The sequence below is a fragment of the Stenotrophomonas sp. YJH_SMC_46 genome (genome assembly GCF_059370315.1).
On sequence record NZ_JCAFTO010000001.1, the window covers coordinates 519908 to 539016 of the forward strand.

The 19109-nt window shown below is 66.2% G+C and carries 13 protein-coding genes, 7 tRNA genes and 1 pseudogene; 11 read left to right on the forward strand and 10 right to left on the reverse strand.

Annotation, left to right across the window (positions count from 1 at the left end; translation table 11 throughout):
* Positions 1-33: 33 nt before the first annotated feature.
* The 4 genes from AC5P8C_RS02375 to AC5P8C_RS02390 form a co-directional block, all read right to left on the reverse strand.
* Complete coding sequence (locus AC5P8C_RS02375; protein ID WP_233654053.1) at positions 34-1482, reverse strand: DcaP family trimeric outer membrane transporter; 1449 nt, start codon at positions 1480-1482, stop codon at positions 34-36.
* A 513-nt stretch (positions 1483-1995) separates the two neighbouring features.
* Complete coding sequence (gene dsbG, locus AC5P8C_RS02380; protein WP_134730743.1) at positions 1996-2838, reverse strand: thiol:disulfide interchange protein DsbG; 843 nt, start codon at positions 2836-2838, stop codon at positions 1996-1998.
* 30 nt (positions 2839-2868) lie between these two features.
* Positions 2869-3672 carry a TlpA disulfide reductase family protein gene (locus tag AC5P8C_RS02385; RefSeq protein ID WP_233654052.1) on the reverse strand — a complete coding sequence of 268 codons (804 nt, stop codon included), beginning with the start codon at positions 3670-3672 and terminating at the stop codon, positions 2869-2871.
* An 80-nt stretch (positions 3673-3752) separates the two neighbouring features.
* Positions 3753-4820 (reverse strand): GlxA family transcriptional regulator, encoded by a 1068-nt coding sequence (locus tag AC5P8C_RS02390; protein WP_019660248.1) that lies wholly within the window; start codon positions 4818-4820, stop codon positions 3753-3755.
* Positions 4821-5004: 184 nt separating this feature from the next.
* On the opposite strand from AC5P8C_RS02390, the pseudogene AC5P8C_RS02395 reads away from it, so the two are divergent.
* From AC5P8C_RS02395 to AC5P8C_RS02425, 7 genes and pseudogenes are all read left to right on the forward strand, one after another.
* Positions 5005-5417: pseudogene (locus tag AC5P8C_RS02395) on the forward strand (heavy metal-responsive transcriptional regulator).
* Positions 5418-5506: 89 nt separating this feature from the next.
* Positions 5507-5582: transfer RNA gene (locus AC5P8C_RS02400), tRNA-Ala, on the forward strand.
* Positions 5583-5636: 54 nt separating this feature from the next.
* Positions 5637-5712 (forward strand) — tRNA-Glu (locus AC5P8C_RS02405).
* A gap of 184 nt (positions 5713-5896) precedes the next feature.
* Positions 5897-5972: transfer RNA gene (locus AC5P8C_RS02410), tRNA-Ala, on the forward strand.
* Between the two features lie 48 nt (positions 5973-6020).
* Positions 6021-6096: transfer RNA gene (locus AC5P8C_RS02415), tRNA-Glu, on the forward strand.
* 46 nt (positions 6097-6142) lie between these two features.
* Positions 6143-6218, forward strand: a tRNA-Ala gene (locus AC5P8C_RS02420).
* A 47-nt stretch (positions 6219-6265) separates the two neighbouring features.
* Positions 6266-6341 (forward strand) — tRNA-Glu (locus tag AC5P8C_RS02425).
* Between the two features lie 140 nt (positions 6342-6481).
* Here AC5P8C_RS02425 and AC5P8C_RS02430 read toward each other — a convergent pair.
* A complete protein-coding gene (locus tag AC5P8C_RS02430; RefSeq protein ID WP_019660250.1) occupies positions 6482-6898 on the reverse strand; it encodes a GNAT family N-acetyltransferase in 417 nt (138 codons plus the stop codon).
* 77 nt (positions 6899-6975) lie between these two features.
* Here AC5P8C_RS02430 and AC5P8C_RS02435 point away from each other — a divergent pair, with 77 nt between their 5' ends.
* Positions 6976-7932 carry an SOS response-associated peptidase family protein gene (locus AC5P8C_RS02435; RefSeq protein WP_171952754.1) on the forward strand — a complete coding sequence of 319 codons (957 nt, stop codon included), beginning with the start codon at positions 6976-6978 and terminating at the stop codon, positions 7930-7932.
* Positions 7933-7942: 10 nt separating this feature from the next.
* Here the strand turns inward: AC5P8C_RS02435 and AC5P8C_RS02440 are convergent, their stop codons facing one another.
* Positions 7943-8323, reverse strand: a complete 381-nt coding sequence (locus tag AC5P8C_RS02440) for a response regulator (protein ID WP_021204524.1) — start codon at positions 8321-8323, stop codon at positions 7943-7945.
* 132 nt (positions 8324-8455) lie between these two features.
* Between AC5P8C_RS02440 and AC5P8C_RS02445 the strand changes: the two genes are divergently transcribed.
* Positions 8456-8541: transfer RNA gene (locus AC5P8C_RS02445), tRNA-Leu, on the forward strand.
* Between the two features lie 384 nt (positions 8542-8925).
* Positions 8926-10362, forward strand: coding sequence for a GGDEF domain-containing protein (locus tag AC5P8C_RS02450; RefSeq protein ID WP_134735598.1), 1437 nt, complete (start codon positions 8926-8928; stop codon positions 10360-10362).
* On the opposite strand, the gene AC5P8C_RS02455 is transcribed toward AC5P8C_RS02450, so the two are convergent.
* The gene (locus AC5P8C_RS02455) at positions 10359-12185 is read right to left on the reverse strand and encodes a methyl-accepting chemotaxis protein (RefSeq protein ID WP_495218296.1); all 1827 of its coding nucleotides are present in this window, start codon (positions 12183-12185) and stop codon (positions 10359-10361) included. The two genes, AC5P8C_RS02450 and AC5P8C_RS02455, sit on opposite strands and share 4 nt — an antisense overlap.
* Before the next feature lie 577 nt (positions 12186-12762).
* Here AC5P8C_RS02455 and AC5P8C_RS02460 point away from each other — a divergent pair.
* Entirely contained in the window at positions 12763-13851 is a 1089-nt protein-coding gene (locus tag AC5P8C_RS02460; RefSeq protein ID WP_495218297.1) for a DUF5694 domain-containing protein, read from the forward strand.
* A gap of 39 nt (positions 13852-13890) precedes the next feature.
* Here AC5P8C_RS02460 and AC5P8C_RS02465 read toward each other — a convergent pair whose 3' ends face one another.
* The 3 genes from AC5P8C_RS02465 to AC5P8C_RS02475 all read right to left on the reverse strand — a co-directional run bounded on the left by AC5P8C_RS02465 (position 13891) and on the right by AC5P8C_RS02475 (position 18969).
* Positions 13891-14121, reverse strand: coding sequence for a hypothetical protein (locus tag AC5P8C_RS02465; RefSeq protein ID WP_495218298.1), 231 nt, complete (start codon positions 14119-14121; stop codon positions 13891-13893).
* A gap of 62 nt (positions 14122-14183) precedes the next feature.
* Positions 14184-16373: a PAS domain S-box protein gene (locus AC5P8C_RS02470; protein WP_111099252.1), complete on the reverse strand. Its 2190-nt coding sequence runs from the start codon at positions 16371-16373 to the stop codon at positions 14184-14186.
* Positions 16374-16581: 208 nt separating this feature from the next.
* Positions 16582-18969, reverse strand: coding sequence for a Tex family protein (locus AC5P8C_RS02475; protein WP_495218299.1), 2388 nt, complete (start codon positions 18967-18969; stop codon positions 16582-16584).
* Between the last annotated feature and the right edge of the window lie 140 nt (positions 18970-19109).

Here is a 19109-nt window from a genome sequence, read left to right on the forward strand (position 1 = left end):
GGGACGGTTGCGCTGGCTTACGACCGCTGGCGCCTATTTGATGAAGTTGTATTGCAGGCTACCCTGCACCCGGACCGTGTCGCCGCGTGCGCCGGCCTGCTGTTCCAGGCGGCCGTACAGCAGCTCCATGCCCATCGTCCACGACGGCGCGGGGCTCCAGATCAGGTTGAATACGCCGTACCGGCTCTGCCGGAAGGCATCGGCCGCCAGTGCGGCATTCCGCTCCAGGGTCAGCTGGCCGAAGATCAGGTTCGATCGCCACAGCTCGGACCAGTAGTGGGTATAGCCGACGAAGCCGCCGTGCAGGTCCAACGCGTCGAGGCGGCCATCGGCACCGACCACCGCGTCCAGCCCGGAGCCGGTCAGGTCGGCGGTATAGCGGCTGAGACCGCGCCCTCCCAGCGCACCGAACAACAGCAGGTCGCGCTCGCCCACCGACGCCGAGCCGCTCAACTGCACGCCGCCAGCCATGCGCCGGTCGCGCTCGTTGTCACCGTCGTATGCCAGGCTGCGTGCCACTGCGCCCAGTTGCAGGTGGCCCCAGTCGCGTTCCATGCGCGCAGTGACGGTCACGTCCGGCAGACGGTTCACTGCAGCGCGCTCTTCGCTGGCACCGGCAAGTTCGGTCTTCGGATCTTCGGCGGCGACGGTCAGGGTGTTGCCCTTGCCCAGCGCAAAGCTGTGGTGGATGCCGGCCACCAGCAGATAGCCCGCGCCGCCTGGACCAGCGAAATCCAGCGTGTCGGGCAGGCTGTCCGGATCCATGAAACTGGAATAGCCATAGCCGGCATAGGTGTTGCCGAGCTGGCCATAGGCGTGACGCAGGCGGAATTCGTAGCCATCGCTGCTGCCGAAGAAGTCGTTTTCCAGGTAGAAGCGGAGGTTGCCGTGCGTGGTCGGGCGCCGCGCCTCGAAACTGAAGCGGGTCTGCTTGGCGTGGATGTTGAAGTTGGACACGTCACGGTGGCTGCCACCGACCGGCATCGACGAAGGAATGAACTGGTCCTCGTCACCGGCTGCGCGGGAATCCGCGATGGCATCCAACTTGGCATAGCCGCCGATGCGGATCACCGTATCAGTGCCGGGAATGGCAAAAAACCCCTTCAGATCGGGATCGGTCGGGCCCGCGGCACTGTCCGGACGCGATGCCGCCGTGGATGGATCGGCGACCGAATCGCGTTGTGGCAATACGGGCTGGGCGACACCCGGCACCTGGGTGGGATGGATCACCCCCGTCGTGGCCGCTGTGGGGGCGAAAGATAACGCTCCGGGCTTCGCCTGTGCCTGCGGCTGCGCCTGCACAGGCGCATGATCCCGCTGCTCCAGCCGATCCAACCGTTGCTGCATGCCTTCCAGCGCCTGGCGCATGGCGGCAATCTCACGCCGCAGTGCCTGCGCATCCTGCGCATCACCCTGTTGCGCGTACGCCGGCATGACCGCCAGTGCCCCAAGACATGCCAGATTCAGTACCGCCATACGCATTGCATCCTCCCCGGACGAACACTCGCATCACGGTTCCGGAGCGCACGCATGCGCCGCCCTGGCCTCGCGTTGCCGTTGCTGGAAATGCGGGTACTGCGTCGACGACACCAGTCAGCCTGCACGCGGCAGACAACAGGACAATGACACTGCCCTGCCTCTATCCATGTCGCTTCCATCAAGGCCGCGCAGCCAGAGAGGTGGCGACCGCAGCAGTCTGGGTAACAATCAGGGAGTGAGAGTGTCGTGAATGGCTGTGCCGACCTGCCCGCATCCGGGCAGCCGCGGCGCGGCATCCATGGCGCGTTGACGCTGTATTCCATGCGTCACAGGCTAGTCCGCCTGTCGTTTTTGGCCTTGATTGGAATCAAGGCGTGATGTTTGATCTCAGTCACGATTCAGCCGTGACGACGAACAGCCCATGCGCAAGCAGTTGTGTTCGCCTGGGGCCTGGAACGCAACAGGCCCGCACGTCACCATGCGGGCCTGTGGTCGACATCATGATGCAGGCTCAGATCAGCGCGGGCCGAGCACCGTCTGCAGGTCATCCCCCTGCGGCAGACCGGCGCGGCGCTGCACCTGGCCCTGCGCATCCTGGAACAGGATACCCGGCGTGCCCTGGAACCCCATCTCGACCATCAGCACCTGGTTGGCGTCGAGCTTGCCCGCGATGTCGCGGCTGATGCTCGGCAGGGCCTTGATGCCGCCACGGTCGAACTGGTGCTCGTTCTGAAGCAGGGCCGCGCTCGGGTCACGCGCGGAGAGGATCGCTGCCGCCTTGGCCGGACTGTCCTCACGGATGACGCCGACCATGATGTGGCGCAGTTGTACCTTGCCTGCATCCACCCACGGACGCGCCGCCTCCCAGAATTTGTGGCAGTAAGGGCAATTGGCATCGCTGAAGGTGTAGACCACGCGTGGCGCATCGGCCTTGCCGTCAGGCACCCACGCGCTGGCTTCCAGCTTGCTCCACATCCTGGCGGACATCGGCGAGGCGACCAGCTTCTCAACCGCCTCTGCGGCTACATCATTGCCTTCCGCGTCGAACAGACTGCCGACCAGTACGTGCTTGCCATCGGCAGTGACATAGGCCGCCGCCGGCTGCTGGCCACCGACCACGCCAGCGAAGCCCCGCAGGCCTTCGGGGGCATCGAACTCGGCAACGACCTCGAAACCGTGCTTCTCGATGCCCTTCAGCACCGCAGGGCGGTCGCCCTTGTTGGCAGCAGCTGCGGCGCTCGCGGCCGGTGGCGCAGCGCTCTTGCCCGGCGGCGTCTGTGCCTGGCTGCAGGCGGCCAATGCCAGCAGGACCGGCAGCAACAGCACCGCGGGGGCGGCGCGCAGGGAAGTCGACAACATGGGAACTCCGTAGTGAGATGCCCGCGCAGGCTACCGCAGCCGACGCAGTTTGTGTTCAAGACCGGCTGCCGTCAGTTCGCCGAGGTGCAGCTCTCGCAGGCGCCCTTCCGCGTCGAAGAACAGGGTCGAGGGATAGGCCTGCACGCCCAGCGCCGTAGAAGCCGCAGCGTCGCCGTCCAGCAATACGTTGTCCAGCATAAGGCGTTCGCGCGCAACAAAACCCTGGACCTCGTCGAGGGTTTCACCCTGATTGAGGAACACGAACTGCACCTCCGCATGCGCCTCCTGCGCGGCTGCCAATACCGGCATCTCGCGTCGGCAGGGACCACACCAGCTGGCCCAGAGGTTCAACACCAGTGGCTTGCCACGGAACTGCTGCAGATCAACCCTGCCCCCCTCCAGGTCAGCAACCTGCACTGCTGGCAGGTGCATCTGCCGCGCCTGCCATGCGGACAGCAGTTGGCTGCCACCCGCCCACAGCAGCACCCCCGCCAACGACGCGCCCAGCACGGGCATGCGTAACGCCCGCCACGGGCGTAGTCGCCACAGCCCCCATGCCAATCCCGCAACCAGGACGATCACCAGGTGATAACCGCCATCGGCAATCTGCAGAATGCCCCACGGCGCCTCGCGGTACAGCGTGAAGTTCAAGGCTACGAAACTGATGCGGCCGCACAGCAGGCCGACCAGCAACATGTCCAGAACCATGCTGGGTGCAGAAGGCAGCGGCATGCCGTCCTTCCTGCGTGACCACAGGCGAGCCACAGCCATCGCCAGCAAAACGCACGCGAGAATCAACACCACCGGCATCGGCACCGGCCCAACGCTCGACATCAAACCACCTGTTCAATCGTCCACTGACTGCATGGTCGAAGTGTCGCGCCCCGGTTGCAAGCGCGACGATGTTGGCGCCGTCAGGCCGCGCTTCGCCCGTGTTGCATCACCGACGGCGATTGCAGCCCACGCAGGCTGCCCGCCACCGATGGCATCAACGGCCGCTCGCGGCGCTTGCTGTTGACGTGACGCCGATAGTTGGCTGGCGTCATGCCCACGATGCGTAGAAACAACCTGCGGAAAGCACTCTGGTCAGCGTAGCCGACGCCCCAGGCCACCTCGTCGATGCCTGCTCCCTGCTGCAACAGGGTCTGGGCCTTGGCGATGCGCAGCCGTTGGCAGTATTCGATCGGCCGCAGGCCGGTGGCCTTGAGGAACCGCCGCTGCAGCGTGCGCGGCTCCAGCCCGGAAACCTCGCAGATCGCGGCAAGCGTGGCGCCGCGTGCGGCCGTGGTGTGCAGCCAGCGCTGCGCCTTCAACACATCACGATCGCCATGTGCGAAGTTGGCACTGAAGCGTTCAAGATCCTGCTGGATCGTGGCGGGCACGGTGATGCCCAGTTGCTGCGCGACCGCGCTGGCCACGCCCTGCCCATGCAGCCGGTACAGCAGGCGCAGCCCCAGGAAGCGCCAGGCCTGGACCCCACCGACCGTCAGCAGGTCGCCGTCATCCACCAGTGCCCGCTCGCTCGGCACCCAGCTCGCTGCCTGCGCCAGCAGGCCTGGATGGCGCCCCAGATCGGGGCCACTGACCGTGCGTCCCGCCAGCAACCCTGCCCGTGCGAGCACGCTGACGCCATCACTGGCAGCGGCCAGCAGGCTGCCGCCGTCGTAGTGTGCGCGCAGCCAGTCCAGCAGGACCTCGTCCGCGCGCAGGCACGCGCCGGCACTGATCTGGCCGGGAACCGCAATCACGGCCGGAATGGCCGCATCAAGCATTTCCGCACCGGCAATACGATGCACACCGGTCTGGCTGGCCGGCACGATCCAGCGGGTGACCAGCACCCGCTTGAACGGCCGACGCTGCTGCTGGGCCAGGCGATTGGCAACGTGCGCCATTTCGGCCAGAACGGAGGCGGCGGACGGATCACCTCCGGGGTACTCGACCACCGCGATCTCGACGAATCCTTCGTTCCTGAATCCTTCCACAGCCCCTCCTCGCTTCGTTGCAGGCCATCGAACGGCCGGTTCAGGCGAAGGGTAGGAACTGGGCCAGCGGCGGGGCTATGAAGAAAGTTGCAAAGTGCCCTGAATGCGCGCCCCCGGACCCAGCCTTGACTCTCGACCAGACTCCATCCTTCAAAATGACCGGCAGCATCCGCAGGAATCCGCCATGAACATTGGACAACTGGCCCGCAGGCGGGCGTGCCGATCGATACGGTGCGCTACTACGAACGGCAGCAGCTGCTGCCGACCGCTGCCCGCTCGGCGGGCGGTTACCGCATCTTCGGCGAGCAGGACCTGCGCCGGCTGCGATTCATCCGCCGCGCCAAGGCACTGGGCTTCAGCCTGGAAGAGATCGGCGATCTGCTCGCACTGAGCGATCACCACTCACAGGACATGGCCAGCGTGCGCGATACCGCGCAGGCACGCCTGCAGGACATCTCACAGCGAATGACGGAGCTGCAACGCATGCACACCGCACTTTCGCAGCTGGTCAACGCCTGCCCCGGCCACGGCACACTGGACCAGTGCCCAATCCTGGCGGCGCTGACCGACGACGCTGCGCAGGCGACAGCGGACTGATATCGGCGTCGCAACGCGCGTGAAGAAAAGTGCAACAAATGCTTGCCAACCCCCTGGGGCGAGGCTATTATTTCGCTCCTCAGCGACGTGGGGCCATAGCTCAGCTGGGAGAGCGCCTGCATGGCATGCAGGAGGTCAGCGGTTCGATCCCGCTTGGCTCCACCAATCTTTCGGCATTAGGCCGTCGAAAGGTCGCTAAAGAACATTGATGAGAATTGCGTCCCCATCGTCTAGAGGCCTAGGACATCACCCTTTCACGGTGGCGACCGGGGTTCGAATCCCCGTGGGGACGCCACTCGTCACGAACAATGAGGACCCGGCCGATAACCGGGTCTTTTTTGTTCACCGCCTACCGGCATTCAGGTTGTGGCGTAGCGGTTCCCCTGCCCCCGTGGCCGCGGTTGAACCGAAACGAAAAAAGCTCGAAAAAAGCTTCCACAAAGGTGAACACGCAGGTATGATAGGCGGCTCGGTAACACGGGGCCATAGCTCAGCTGGGAGAGCGCCTGCATGGCATGCAGGAGGTCAGCGGTTCGATCCCGCTTGGCTCCACCACTTTCGACATTAGGCCGTCGAAGGTTCTACAACTTGAAGTTTTCGTGCGTCCCCATCGTCTAGAGGCCTAGGACATCACCCTTTCACGGTGGCGACCGGGGTTCGAATCCCCGTGGGGACGCCAGTTTCAAAACGGACTCTGCTCCCGGCAGATCATCCGGAGTTTCACTGGGGCCATAGCTCAGCTGGGAGAGCGCCTGCATGGCATGCAGGAGGTCAGCGGTTCGATCCCGCTTGGCTCCACCACTTCGACATTAGGCCGTCGAAGCATCTACAACTTAAAGTTTTCGTGCGTCCCCATCGTCTAGAGGCCTAGGACATCACCCTTTCACGGTGGCGACCGGGGTTCGAATCCCCGTGGGGACGCCAATTCTTGAAAACCCCGACCCTGGTCGGGGTTTTTCTTTGCCTGTGATTCCTGGGAAGGCCCTGTCCACGCATGGCGTGGATCTACTGCAGGGCCCGGGTAGATCCACGCCATGCGTGGATGCCCTCACCGCCACCCGCCTTCAGAACCGCCGGTACATCCCGATCGATGCAGGCGCGGTGGGAGCGAAACCAAACCGCGCGTACAAACGGTGCGCTTCGCCATCTGCCAGAAGGCTGACATATGCCGATGGCGGCAGGTTGGCCTGCATCCAACCATCCAGGCGACGCATCACCTCCTTGCCCAGGCCCTGCCCCTGCAGGCGCGGCAACACGGCGATATCGCAGACCTGCAGGTGGCAGCCGCCATCGCCGACGATGCGTCCCATCGCCACCAGCTCGTTGCCCTGGTAGGCACACACGCCATACAGGGTATTGGGCAGCGCGCGTGCCGCCGCCTCCTGGCTCTTGGCACTGAGGCCCGCCAGTACACGCAGCTGGCAATAGTCTTCAACCGTGGGCACGGCGTCGCGGAACTGGCAGGCGACGGAATCATTCATGCGCTATCTCCCTGTAGGTCGGGCTATCCTGCCTTATCCATGTCGCAGCCGCTGCGACCCACGCCCGCAGAGTTCCCATGTGCTACTCCGCCCTGATCCGCGCCGACTACGCCAAGCTGGTGCGCGAATTCGGTGCCATCCTGTCGCTGGAAGAGTTCGCCGAGCTGTACGCGCACGATCCCGGCAAGAAGCGACCGAAGACCCCGAAGGCCATGGACGACGGCTTTGCCGGCGCGCGCACCGAGCAGGGCCGCGATATCGTCGCGAAAATCCAGCAGTGGCATGCGCAGGAACGGCAGCAACTGGAAGCGGAACTGGCCCGCCAGCGCGAGCGACGCGATATCGCCAATGCCACGCTGGCGACCCGCCCCACCCAGAAAGCCCGCAACGACCTGCGCGTGGCCGGCAACCGCATCGGCCGCGCGCAAGCCCGACTGGAAGACCTGCACCGGGTGCAGCTGCTGCCACGCGACAACCGCATCTTTCCCGGCACCTATGCACCGGTCATGGTCAGCGATGGCGGCAAACGCGTGATCAAGCCGATGCGCTACCAATGCCGGCTGCCGGACAAGACGGCGCGCAACGATGTCCTGTACCCCGGCACCTACAACGCCAGGCGCGACAGCCTGGAAGGCTATTGGCGCGGTGCGTTTGGCCTGCGCCACGGCGTCGTGGTGGTGCAGGCGTTCTATGAGCACGTCCCACGCCATGCCATCGCCGGCCGGATGCTGGGTGCCGACGAGAAGGAACAGGACGTGGTGCTCGAGTTCCGCCCCGATCCGCCACGTGACCTGCTGCTGGCCTGCCTTTGGGCGGAATGGGAGGGACCGGAAGGCCGCCTGCTCTCGTTCGCCACGATCACCGACACCCCGCCACGCGATGTCGCCGCCGCAGGTCACGATCGCGGGGTGATACCGATCCGCAGGGAGCATCTGGATGCGTGGCTCAATCCCGATCCGCACAACCTGGCCGGGCAGTACCGCGTCCTCGACGACCGCGAGGACATCCGCTACGTGTACGAGGAGGCCGGCTGAAGCGCCGTTCTCACGCCGTTGCGCTGGAACGACCCACCGCACGGGCCAGCGCCCTGGTCAGATCCGCCGACAGATACGGCTTGACCAGCAGTACTCCGGCCAGCATCGACTCGGGCAGCTGCTCAGCCAGCATTCCGGTGGCGAGCACGAATGGTACGCCGCGCGCCGACAGTGCTGCCGCCACTGGCTCGCTGGTCTCATTGCGGGCCAGGCGATAGTCCAGCAGGGCCACATCCGGGGCCGAGTCTTCCAGCATGCGCAATGCTTCAGCCACGCTCGCCGCCAACCCGACCACGGTCGCGCCGGCATGCACCAGCTGCATCTGCAGCAAGGCTGCGCTCATCTCGTCGTTCTCGACCACCAGCACCCTCAGGTCCTGCAACACTGTCATCCGGCACCGCTCCTGGAGGCATTCAAGCCGGCGCAGTATAGCCACCACAGAGCCGATGCCGACAGGAAGCGCCCCGATTGGCCTTGCCTCTATGAAAGCCCTGCCGACCTCGGTTACACTCGCACGCTGCCTGCCGGTGTGGCGGAATGGTATACGCAGCTGACTCAAAATCAGCCGGGGGTAACCCCATGAAGGTTCGAGTCCTTTCACCGGCACCACTGCATCAAAGGCCAGGTCCCTGACCTGGCCTTCTGCATTTCCAGTGCCGGGCGCCGGAACTGGGATCGATGCCAACGCCCGCCCTGCCCTCGCTCCCCGAGATCCCGACCGCACGGCTGCGTCCACCTCACGCGGATGACACGACGCCCTGGTCGCGCTGCTTCTCACTGCCGGGCGTGGCCAAGCGCGGCTGCACCCTCGACCGCGTGGGGACACCCGTGCCTTCTGGATGAACGCCCGCGGCACAGGCTCCGCGCCAACACAGAGGAACGCAACTGCGACTTCCGGCAAGTATTTAAATAGACACAGCGCACACTTTTCTTGCAAGCCTCACGTGCTTCTGCCTATCGTGATCCCAGCCGGAGCTGGGGGTGGGGGAATGCATGACGTTGCGTGCGGCGCTGTTTTTTCTGGTTACGCACGCGCTCGTCATTGCCTTTATCGGCCCGCAGGACCCGGTCGGCTCCTACCTGATGCTGATCACCGCACCGCTGCTGGCTGCACTGGCCTGCGTGCGGCGTGCACGTGACAGCCACCAGGCCGCCTGCAAATGGCGGACGCTGGGCGCGGCCGTGGGCCTGTTCTCGCTGGCCCTGCTGGCCCTGCTGTACCGCAATGTGACGGGCCTGGATCCCGCGCAGACGGCCGTGTCTTCGCTGATCCTGTACGTGTTCTACCGCATCCCCCTGACCTACGTTGCCGCCAGCCCGGGAGGCGGCAACCGCTGCATCCGCGCGGTGGACCTGCTGATCATCGCGTTGCTGTGGCTGTTGTACTACGGGCACACGCGGGCGATGGCGCACTTCAACGCCGCATTGTGGACGCAGTGCCTGAACACCATGAGCAGCATGCAGAACAGCCTGGTGTTCTGCTTCGCACTGATCCGTTTCCTGGCCGAGGACGATCCGGACCGCCGCGATTTTTTCCGGACGCTGACGATCTACGCGCTGGGCTACTTCCTGCTGGCCTTCTACATCAATACCTATCAGCCGCAGGTGCCCGACGGCAGTTGGGGCGACCTGCTGATCAGTGGACTGTTCGTGCTGCTGGCCACCCTGGCGGGCAGCCATCGTCGCTACCCGACAGTGGAGGTATCCCGCAGCCTGCGGCGCATCATCGATGCCGGCGTACCATTGATGCTGCCATTGCTGCTGATGCTGGTGGCGCTTCTGGTCGCGCGCCTGCAGCCGACCCTGGCCACGGTCGGCTTCATCGGCTCCCTGCTCGGCTATGCCCTGCGCAGCGTGCTGAGCCAGGTGGAGATCCAGCGCCAGCGCGACGAGCTGGAAAAACTGGCACGGCGTGATCCACTGACCGGCCTGGGCAACCGACGCAGCTTCGATGAATCGCTTGGCGCGGCCCACCGCCGCGCGCGGCGCCAAGGTCTGGGCCTGGCCGTTCTCATGATCGATATCGACCACTTCAAGCGCCTCAATGACACCTATGGCCACCCGGAAGGAGATCAGCGCCTGCAGTCGGTCGCCGCCATTCTTGATGGCTGCCTGCAACGGGGTGACGATCTGCTGGCCCGCTATGGCGGCGAGGAGTTCATCGCTGCCCTGCCCTCGCCCGATGCCGCCCACGCCATGGCCCTGGGCGAGCGGGTCCGCGCTTCGGTCGAAGCGGCTGCCCTGCCCGCCCCCGAGGCCACCGTCACCATCAGCGTCGGCGTGGCGTGGCAGGCACCGGGCGAAGAGCACGATCCGCGCGACCTGGTCGAACGCGCCGACCAGGCCCTGTATCGGGCCAAACGCGCCGGTCGCAACCGCGTATATGGCGACGCAGATACTACGGAAGACAGATGCAACCGCCGGGCCTAGACGGCGTGCAGCGCCGCCGCTCCCTGCCGCTGCCCTGCCGCGCCCTGCACGCGGAAGCTGGCCACGGTCTGCAGCAGCTGCGCCGACTGTTCTTCCATGCTGCGTGCCGCCGCCGATGCCTCCTCGACCAACGCGGCATTCTGCTGGGTGCCCTGGTCAATCAGATCGACGGCCTGGTTCATCTGCTGGATATCGTCGCTCTGCTGCTGCGCGGCCGTGCTGATTTCGCTCATCAGGTCACTGACCCGGCGCACGTTTGTCACAATCTCATCCATGGTGCGGCCCGCGCTCTCGACCTGCGCGGTACCGGCGCCGACATTGGCCACCGACGCATCGATCAGGTGCTTGATCTCCTTGGCTGCGCTGGCCGAACGCTGCGACAGCTCACGGATCTCGGTGGCAACCACGGCGAAGCCACGACCATGTTCACCGGCGCGCGCGGCCTCCACCGCTGCGTTCAGCGCAAGAATGTTGGTCTGGAAGGCGATGCCGTCGATCACCCCGATGATGTCGACGATGCGCCGCGATGAGGCATTGATCACCGCCATCGTCTCGACCACCTCATGCACCACATTGCCGCCCCGCGCGGCGACATCGGCTGCCCCACCGGCCAGCTGGCTGGCCTGGCGGGCATTGGTTGCGGTGCGCTGCACCGTCTCGGCAAGACCCTTCATCGACACCGCAGTCTCCTCCAGCGAGGCCGCCTGCTGCTCGGTGCGCTGCGACAGGTCGCTGTTGCCCTGCGCGATTTCAGTCGCACCCACGGCGATGGTGTCGGCCGCGAACTTGATCTGGCCGATGATCGCGGCCATCGCCTCGACCAGCGAATTCACGCCTTCGCACAACTCGGCAATCGGCCCGCTCTTGTCGGCGGTGGCTACGCGCTGGGTCAGGTCACCCAGCTTGGCGGCAGCCACCACCTCTCGGGTCTGCGCCACGGCGCGCTGCATGGCCTGGTTCTCGTGCACCTGCGCGGTGATGTCGGCGGCATACTTCACGACCTTGAACGGCTTTCCGTTGAGGTCCAGGATGGGGTTGTAGGAAGCCTGGATCCAGACCTCGCGCCCGTCCTTGCCCAGGCGCCGATACTGGCCCGCATCATATTCGCCGCGCCCAAGTTTCTCCCAGAACTGGCGATATTCCACGCTGCTGCGATGCCCGGGCTCGACAAACAACGAATGGTGCTGCCCGCGCACTTCGTCCAGGCTGTAGCCGGTGGCGGCGAGGAAATTGTCGTTGGCCGACAGGATGCGGCCATCCATGCTGAACTCGATCACCGCCTGCGACTTGGCGATCGCGGCCAGTTGCCCCGCCGTGTCGGCCACCTGCAGCTTCTGCGCGGTGATGTCGGTCGCGAACTTGACCACCTTGTACGGCCGCCCCTGGCGGTCCAGCACCGGGTTGTACGAGGCCTGGATCCAGATCTCGCGCTGGCCCTTGCCGAAGCGGCGGTACTGTCCGGCGTCATATTCGCCGCGCCCCAAGCGCGCCCAGAAGTCGCGGTACTCGGCGCTGCGCGCCTGCTCGGGGTCGACGAACAGGGAATGATGCCTGCCCTGGATCTCCTCCAGCCGGTACCCCATCGCCTGCAGGAAATTGTCATTGGCCTGCAGGATGGTTCCGTCGAGCGCGAACTCGATGACGGCCTGCACGCGATGCAGCGCGGCCACCTGCGCCTCCAGCTCGGTGCGGTCGGTCATCGCCTTCGCTGTGCCGGTGCGTTGCTGCGGCGCCAGCACGCCAAGCAGCGTACGCCACGGCGACCATCGGGTATGCAGCTCGTCCGGCGCCTGCGCGCCTGCCGTGAAGCCTGGAATGAGCATTGTCTGATCCTCGGTGTCCGGTAAGCGGTTGTGACCCGCCGGGCGGAATGCCCGGCGGCAACATCAGTTGCCAGGGACTACAGGTGCCCACGGCACCTCTCGAGCGACTGCCAAGAACGTCTGCTGCGGGTGCGATCGGCATCTGGAAGCGGCGGAACACACTGCGCGGACCGCCCATGGGGGGCAGTCTGGGGTCCTGCGGCGGGTAACTGAAGCGGGATCCAGAGGGAGTATCGGCGATGCCGTCGGCCGCTTTAGCGGCATTCCGCGACGTCCGTCGCAACTCCGTCCATTACAGGCGGAATGCGGTGGACAATTGCCGTGTACTTCACACCTTTCTCACGTGCCTCCGCCTTCACACCGAGGCATTGGGCCAATGAACGGCTGGACCGGATCCGTTCCGCCACCGGTTGGCGGAACGCTGTACAGCGCAGGCGCCGGGAGGCAGCCGACCACATCGCCGACAGAAGGATGCAGCTCAAGGAAAAAAGGTTTACATGACCGATGCGGGGTTCGCCCGCAGGGGAAAACGACCAGCATGAAGGTCCCGCAGGATGCTCATCTACATGGAGATCGCATGTCCCCTCGCTTTGCCAGCCTTCTTCTCCTGGCCCTATGCAGCAGCAATGCGCTGGCCACCGGCACCGCCTATCGACCGGCCTTCCACCCGGACCAGCTGAAGGGACCGCCCGCAGGACGCCCGAACGAAGTGCTGGTGCTGGGCAGCCCACACCTGTCCAGCCTGCCGGAGACCTTCACGCCGGCGATGCTGGAACCTCTGCTGCAGCGCCTGGAAGCCTGGCGGCCCACCGCGATCGCAGTGGAGAACCTGTCCGGCCTGCAGTGTGACTTCATGCGCCGCAATCCGGCCCGATACGCGGAGAGCGTCGCGGACTACTGCGTCGATCCGGCACCGGCGCAGGCCGCCACCGGTCTGGACGTGCCCAGCGCCAACGTGGAAATGGAACGCCTGCTTGCAGATTGGCCCAAGGCGCCAAGCGCTGCCCAGCGACGTCGCTTGGCTGCAGTCTTCCTGGCTGCGGGCGAGAGCAGCTCGGCAGTCGTCCAATGGCTGCGGCTGCCCCGGGAAGAGCGCCGTGCGGCCGACAGCCTGACTCCGGAGCTGGTGCAGTTCCTCGACACGCGCATGACCCGCCGCAACGAGGCCGTCCTGGTGGCCGGCGTGCTTGCCGCACGCCTCGGACTGGAGCGCCTGTGGTCGGTGGACGACCACACTGCGGATTCGCCCACACCGGAATCGCAGCAGAAGGCCTACGCTGCCGCCATACGCGGCGCCTGGGACAACGCCTTCGTCAAAGCACGCAGGGCGGCTGATGAACGGCTCGGAGCCAATCTTGTTCAGCCGGAAGGATTGCTCGCGATGTATCGCGCCTACAACGCACCCGAGACCGCGATGGTGGCGTTCAACAGCGACTTCGGCGCGACGCTTGTCGAACCCTCACCGGAAGGCTTCGGCCGCAACTACCTGGGCTACTGGGAAACCCGTAACCTGCGCATGGTCGCCAACATGCGCGACGTGCTCGGCCAGCATCCAGGCACCCGCATGCTGACCATCGTCGGCGCGTCACACAAGGGCTATTACGAGGCTTACCTCAACCTGATGCATGACGTGCAGCTGGTCAGTTCGGATGAAGTACTGCGCTGACGCAACTGCGCATGGGGGATGCGGTAACCATCCGCCGCATCACTCCACCGCGTTCCTGCCCGCCCGCCACAGCATGATGCTGGCGGCACCGATGCAGGACAGCGTGAACACCAGCAAGGCGACCGCGCCGCCCTGCAGCACCGGCAGCAGGGCCTGCGCGTGCAGGTCGCCGCGCAGCTGTTCCGCACGCAGGCAGGCGGCCAGGGCCAGGCACCAGCCGACCATTGCCGGGGCGTAGGCACGCAGCGTCATCGGGTTGCAGACATTCATGGGACCACCTGTAGGAGGGGAAGTGCGCGGAGTATTCGCGCACGCCCTCTCACAGGTTGAGATCAGCCCTCGGTCGGATCGATGTCGCCGCCCGGCAGCTCACTCGCCTCGCCCTGTACCTGCACGTTGTTGCGGCCCATTGCCTTGGCCCGGTAGCACTGGGCATCGGCCGCCGCCACGGCCTGGTCGACGCTCATCCCGCCCGTCAAGGGCGCGATGCCGATGCTGGCGCCCACATGCAGGCGGTCCTGGTCCCACGGAATCGACAGCGACGCAAGGGTGTGCAGCAGCTCGCCGCCAATGCGCGCTGCACGACGCGGCGTGCAACCGGACAGGATCACCGCGAACTCATCCCCACCCAGCCGCGCCACCACATCCGAATCCCGCACGCCGTGGCGCAGCACGCTGGCCACCGCCCACAGCACGGCGTCACCGGCCAGATGGCCCCAGGTGTCGTTGACCGGCTTGAAGCGGTCCAGGTCGATGTACATCAGCGAGGCGGCCTGGCCGGTACGCTCCACGCGGGTGATCGCCTGCTGCAGATGCACCTCGAAGCCACGACGGTTGCTCAGCTCGGTCAGCGGATCGATCTCGGCCAGGTGGCGGGCTTCGCGCTGCCGCGCCCGCTGCTGGGTGTCGTCGCGCAGCACCCACACCGCGCCGCGCACATGGCCCTCGTCATCGCGCAGCCAGGCGCGGGTCAGATCGACCGGGATCGTGGCCGTGCCCAGGCGCAGCAGAAGGTCGGCATGCAGGTCCACCGCATTGCTTTCCGGGTCCAGCAGCACGGATACATCAAGCACCGAGCCGGGCGCGTATTCGGTGGTCAGCGCCAGTACGTCCTGCACGTTGTGCCCTGCCAGCGACAGCGCGCCATCACCGGCGAGGGTGCGGACAGCAGCGGCGTTGGCGTAATCGATACGACCGTCCAGACTGACGCTGAGCACCAGATCGGCCACGGCATCGAGGGTGATGCGGCTGCGCTGCTCGCTCTCGAACAGGCGCTGTTCGCTGCTGCGCTGGGCGCTGATGTCCTGGATCTGCGACACGAAATGCAGCGGCTCGCCATGCTCGTTGCGCACCAGCGAGACCGACAGCCGCGCCCAGATCACCTTGCCGTCGCGATCGAGATAGCGCTTTTCCAGGTGATAGTGACTGCGCCGCCCGGCCAGCAGATCCTGCACCAGGGCCAGGTCGGCCTGCAGGTCATCGGGGTGGGTCAGGCGTTGGAAATCAACCTGCAGCAGTTCCTCGCGGGGGTAGCCCAGGATCCGGCACAGGGCGTCATTGACGTCCAGCCAGCGCCCCTCCAGCGACACCAGCGCCATGCCCAGCGCCGCCGACGTGAACGCACCGGCGAATTTCTCCGCCGCCAGGCGTGCTTCGGCACGTGCCTGCAGGATCTCGGTGATGTCGATGGACATGCCGACGTAGCCGATGCGCGCGCCGCCGGCACCATCCATGCGGCTGATCGACAGGCGCACCTGGCGTGGCTGGCCGTCCTTGCGCCGCAATGTCCATTGCCTTGAATAGGTCTGCGCATCGGCACGAGCGCTGAGGGCTTCAAACGCGCCCGGCAGGCGTCCGTCCGCAGCCGCCAGCGGGCGCAGCCATGCCGCCAACTCGTCCGGATCGTGGAAATCACCCAGTCGCCGCTGTCCGACCACTTCCTCCGCGCTGTATCCCAGCAGGCGTTGCGCACCGGTATTGAACAGGGTAATGGTGCCTTCGGTATCGGTCGCGATCACCGCCACCTCGTCGGACGCATCGACCACGGCCTGCAGCCGCTGCCGGCTTTCGGCGGCGTCCTGCCGCGCCTGCTGCAGCTCGGTCACGTCGGCATGCGCACCGGCCATCCACAGCGGTCGTCCCTGCCCATCCCATTCGAACACGCGGCCACGGTCGTGGATCCATATCCACTGGCCGTTCTTGTGGCGCATGCGGAGCAGGCAGACATAGTTGTCGCTGCGGCCTTCAAAATGATCCTCAAGTGCCGCGTCAGACAGGACGATGTCATCGGGATGGACCAGCTTCAGGAACGTCTTCTGGCACACCGGCTCCAGCTCTTCCAGGCGATAACCGACGATCTCCGCCCAGCGCGCATTGACCCGCATCTCGCCGGTCTGCACGTTCCACTCCCAGGTGCCGGCGGCGGTGCCGTCAATGATCATCGCCAGGCGACGACGCTCTTCGGCCAGCGCCTGCAGGCGCCGCTCCAGCAACCCGTTGCCGTTGGTTCCCTGGCCGGCCATCAACCCGTACCCCGGCCCGCACAGGGAGGCAGCGGCCGCAGCGCGACGCTGCAGACCTCAACGAAGACGACGGGTCCTGCTGGCGTCATGGCCCTCCCCAGCAACAGCGGGGTGGCCGGACGCCTCCCCTCAAGCGCAAGTGTGCGCAATCACGGGGAAAATCGACAAGTCCCCCGCCACGAATCAAGCGTGACGGGGAACACGGTCCTCAACTGCGCTTGGCGCGAGCGAAGGCCTCGGCCAGGGCGTTGTTGGCCGGGGGCGCGGACGCGGCGGGACGGCCGCCATTGCCCTGGCCCCGGTTCGGCCCGCGGTTCTGGCCGCCTGCATCGCGGCGCGGACCCTGCCCATGGCCGCGCTCATCACGCTGGCCCGGGCGGCTGGTGGCTTGGCCGGGGGTATCGTCCAGTCGCCGGGTCAGGGCGATGCGCTTGCGCGCCACGTCCACCTCCAGCACCTTCACCTTGACGATATCGCCGGCCTTGACCACGTCGCGCGGGTCCTTCACGAACGTATCGGACAGGGCCGAAATGTGGATCAGGCCATCCTGGTGCACACCGATATCGACGAAGGCACCAAAGGCCGCCACGTTGCTTACCACACCCTCGAGCACCATGCCCTCGCGCAGATCCTTGATGTCCTCGACGCCCGCGGCGAAGCGTGCCGCCTTGAACTCGGGGCGTGGGTCTCGGCCCGGCTTCTCCAGTTCCTTGAGGATGTCACGCACGGTCGGCACGCCGAAGGTGGCATCGGTGAACTGCTCGGCCTTCAGGCCACGCAGGAAGCTGCCATCACCGATCAGCGCCTTGATCGGGCGTGCAGTGCTGGCCACAATGCGCTCGACCACCGGGTAGGCCTCGGGGTGTACCGCCGAAGCATCCAGCGGCTCATCACCGTCGGCAATGCGCAGGAAGCCCGCGCACTGTTCAAAGGTCTTCTCGCCCAGGCGCGCCACCTTCAGCAGGTCCTTGCGGCGCTTGAACGGGCCGTTCGCATCACGGTGGCGCACGATGTTCTCGGCCACCGTGGCCGACAGGCCGGACACCCGCGACAACAGTGCAGCCGAAGCGGTGTTCACGTACACGCCCACCGCGTTCACGCAGTCCTCCACGCGGGCATCCAGCGCGCGCGCCAGACGGTACTGGTCCACATCGTGCTGGTACTGGCCGACACCGATGGCCTTGGGTTCGATCTTCACCAGTTCGGCCAGCGGGTCCTGCAGGCGGCGGGCGATCGACACCGCCCCACGTAGCGACACGTCCAGCTCCGGGAACTCCCTGGCCGCGAACTCGGACGCCGAGTACACCGACGCGCCGGCCTCGCTGACCACCACCTTCTGCAGCTTCGGGTTGCCAGCGGCCTTGATCGCTTCGCCGGCCAGCTTGTCGGTTTCACGGCTGGCGGTGCCGTTGCCGATCGCGATCAGTTCCACGTTGTGCTTGGCGCACAGCTGCTTGATCGTCTGCAGCGACTGCTCCCACTGGCGACGCGGCTCGTGCGGGTAGATGGTGTCGGTGGCCACCAGCTTGCCGGTGGCATCGACCACGGCGATCTTGCAGCCGGTGCGGATGCCCGGGTCCAGTCCGAGCACGGTCTTCGGGCCGGCGGGTGCCGCCAGCAACAGGTCCTTCAGGTTGTCGCCGAACACCGCGATGGCCTCGGCTTCGGCCTTCTCGCGGGCCTGGTTGAACAGGTCCAGCAGCAGGTGCGTGTGCAGCTTGGCGCGCCAGGTGAGCCGGCAGGCGTCCAGCAGCCAGCGGTCGGCGGCGCGGCCCTGGTCGGCGATGCCGGCCCTGCGCGCCACGCGCCCTTCGGCGTACTGGTGGCCGGCCTCGGCATCACTGCCGGGGTCCAGCTCCAGGAACAGGATCTCCTCGCGGCGCGCGCGAAACAGCGCCAGCAGCCGGTGCGAGGGAATCTTCGCCAACGACTCGGCGTGATCGAAGTAATCGCGGTACTTGGCGCCTTCGGTTTCCTTGCCCTCGGCCACGCGCGCGCGGATCACGCCGGTTTCGCCCAGCCAGGTGCGCAGTTCGCCGACCAGCGCGGCGTCTTCACCCCAGCGCTCCATCAGGATCGCGCGCGCACCTTCCAGCGCAGCCTTGGTGTCGGCCACGCCTTTGTCGGCATTGACGAAGCTGGCCGCAAAGCTCTGCGGGTCCTGCGTCGGGTCGGCCAGCAGGCCATCGGCCAGCGGCTCCAGCCCCGCCTCGCGGGCGATCTGGGCGCGGGTACGGCGCTTGGGCTTGTACGGCAGGTACAGGTCTTCCAGACGGCTCTTGGTATCGGCGGCCAGGATGTCGTTGCGCAGTTCGTCGCTGAGCTTGCCCTGTTCGCCGATGCTGGCCAGCACCGCTGCGCGACGGTCCTCCAGCTCGCGCAGGTAGGTCAGGCGCACTTCCAGGTTGCGCAGCTGGGTGTCGTCCAGGCCGCCGGTCACTTCCTTGCGGTAGCGCGCGATGAACGGAACGCTGGCGCCCTCGTCGAGCAGGCCGACGGCGGCGCGCACCTGGGCGGACTGGGCACCGATCTCGTCGGCGATGGTCTGGGCGATCTGCTGGGCGAGCGCGCTCTGGGCGTTCTTGGCGTCGTGCATTGCTTCAGGTCTGTGCCGCATTACGGGAAGACCCCATTCTGGCAACCCGCGACGGAGCCGGACAAGGCATTGACAGGGCGCAAGGTTCAGCGGCGTAGCCGGATTGGACGCCGGCATCCTGGCAAAGCGCGGGCCCGGAC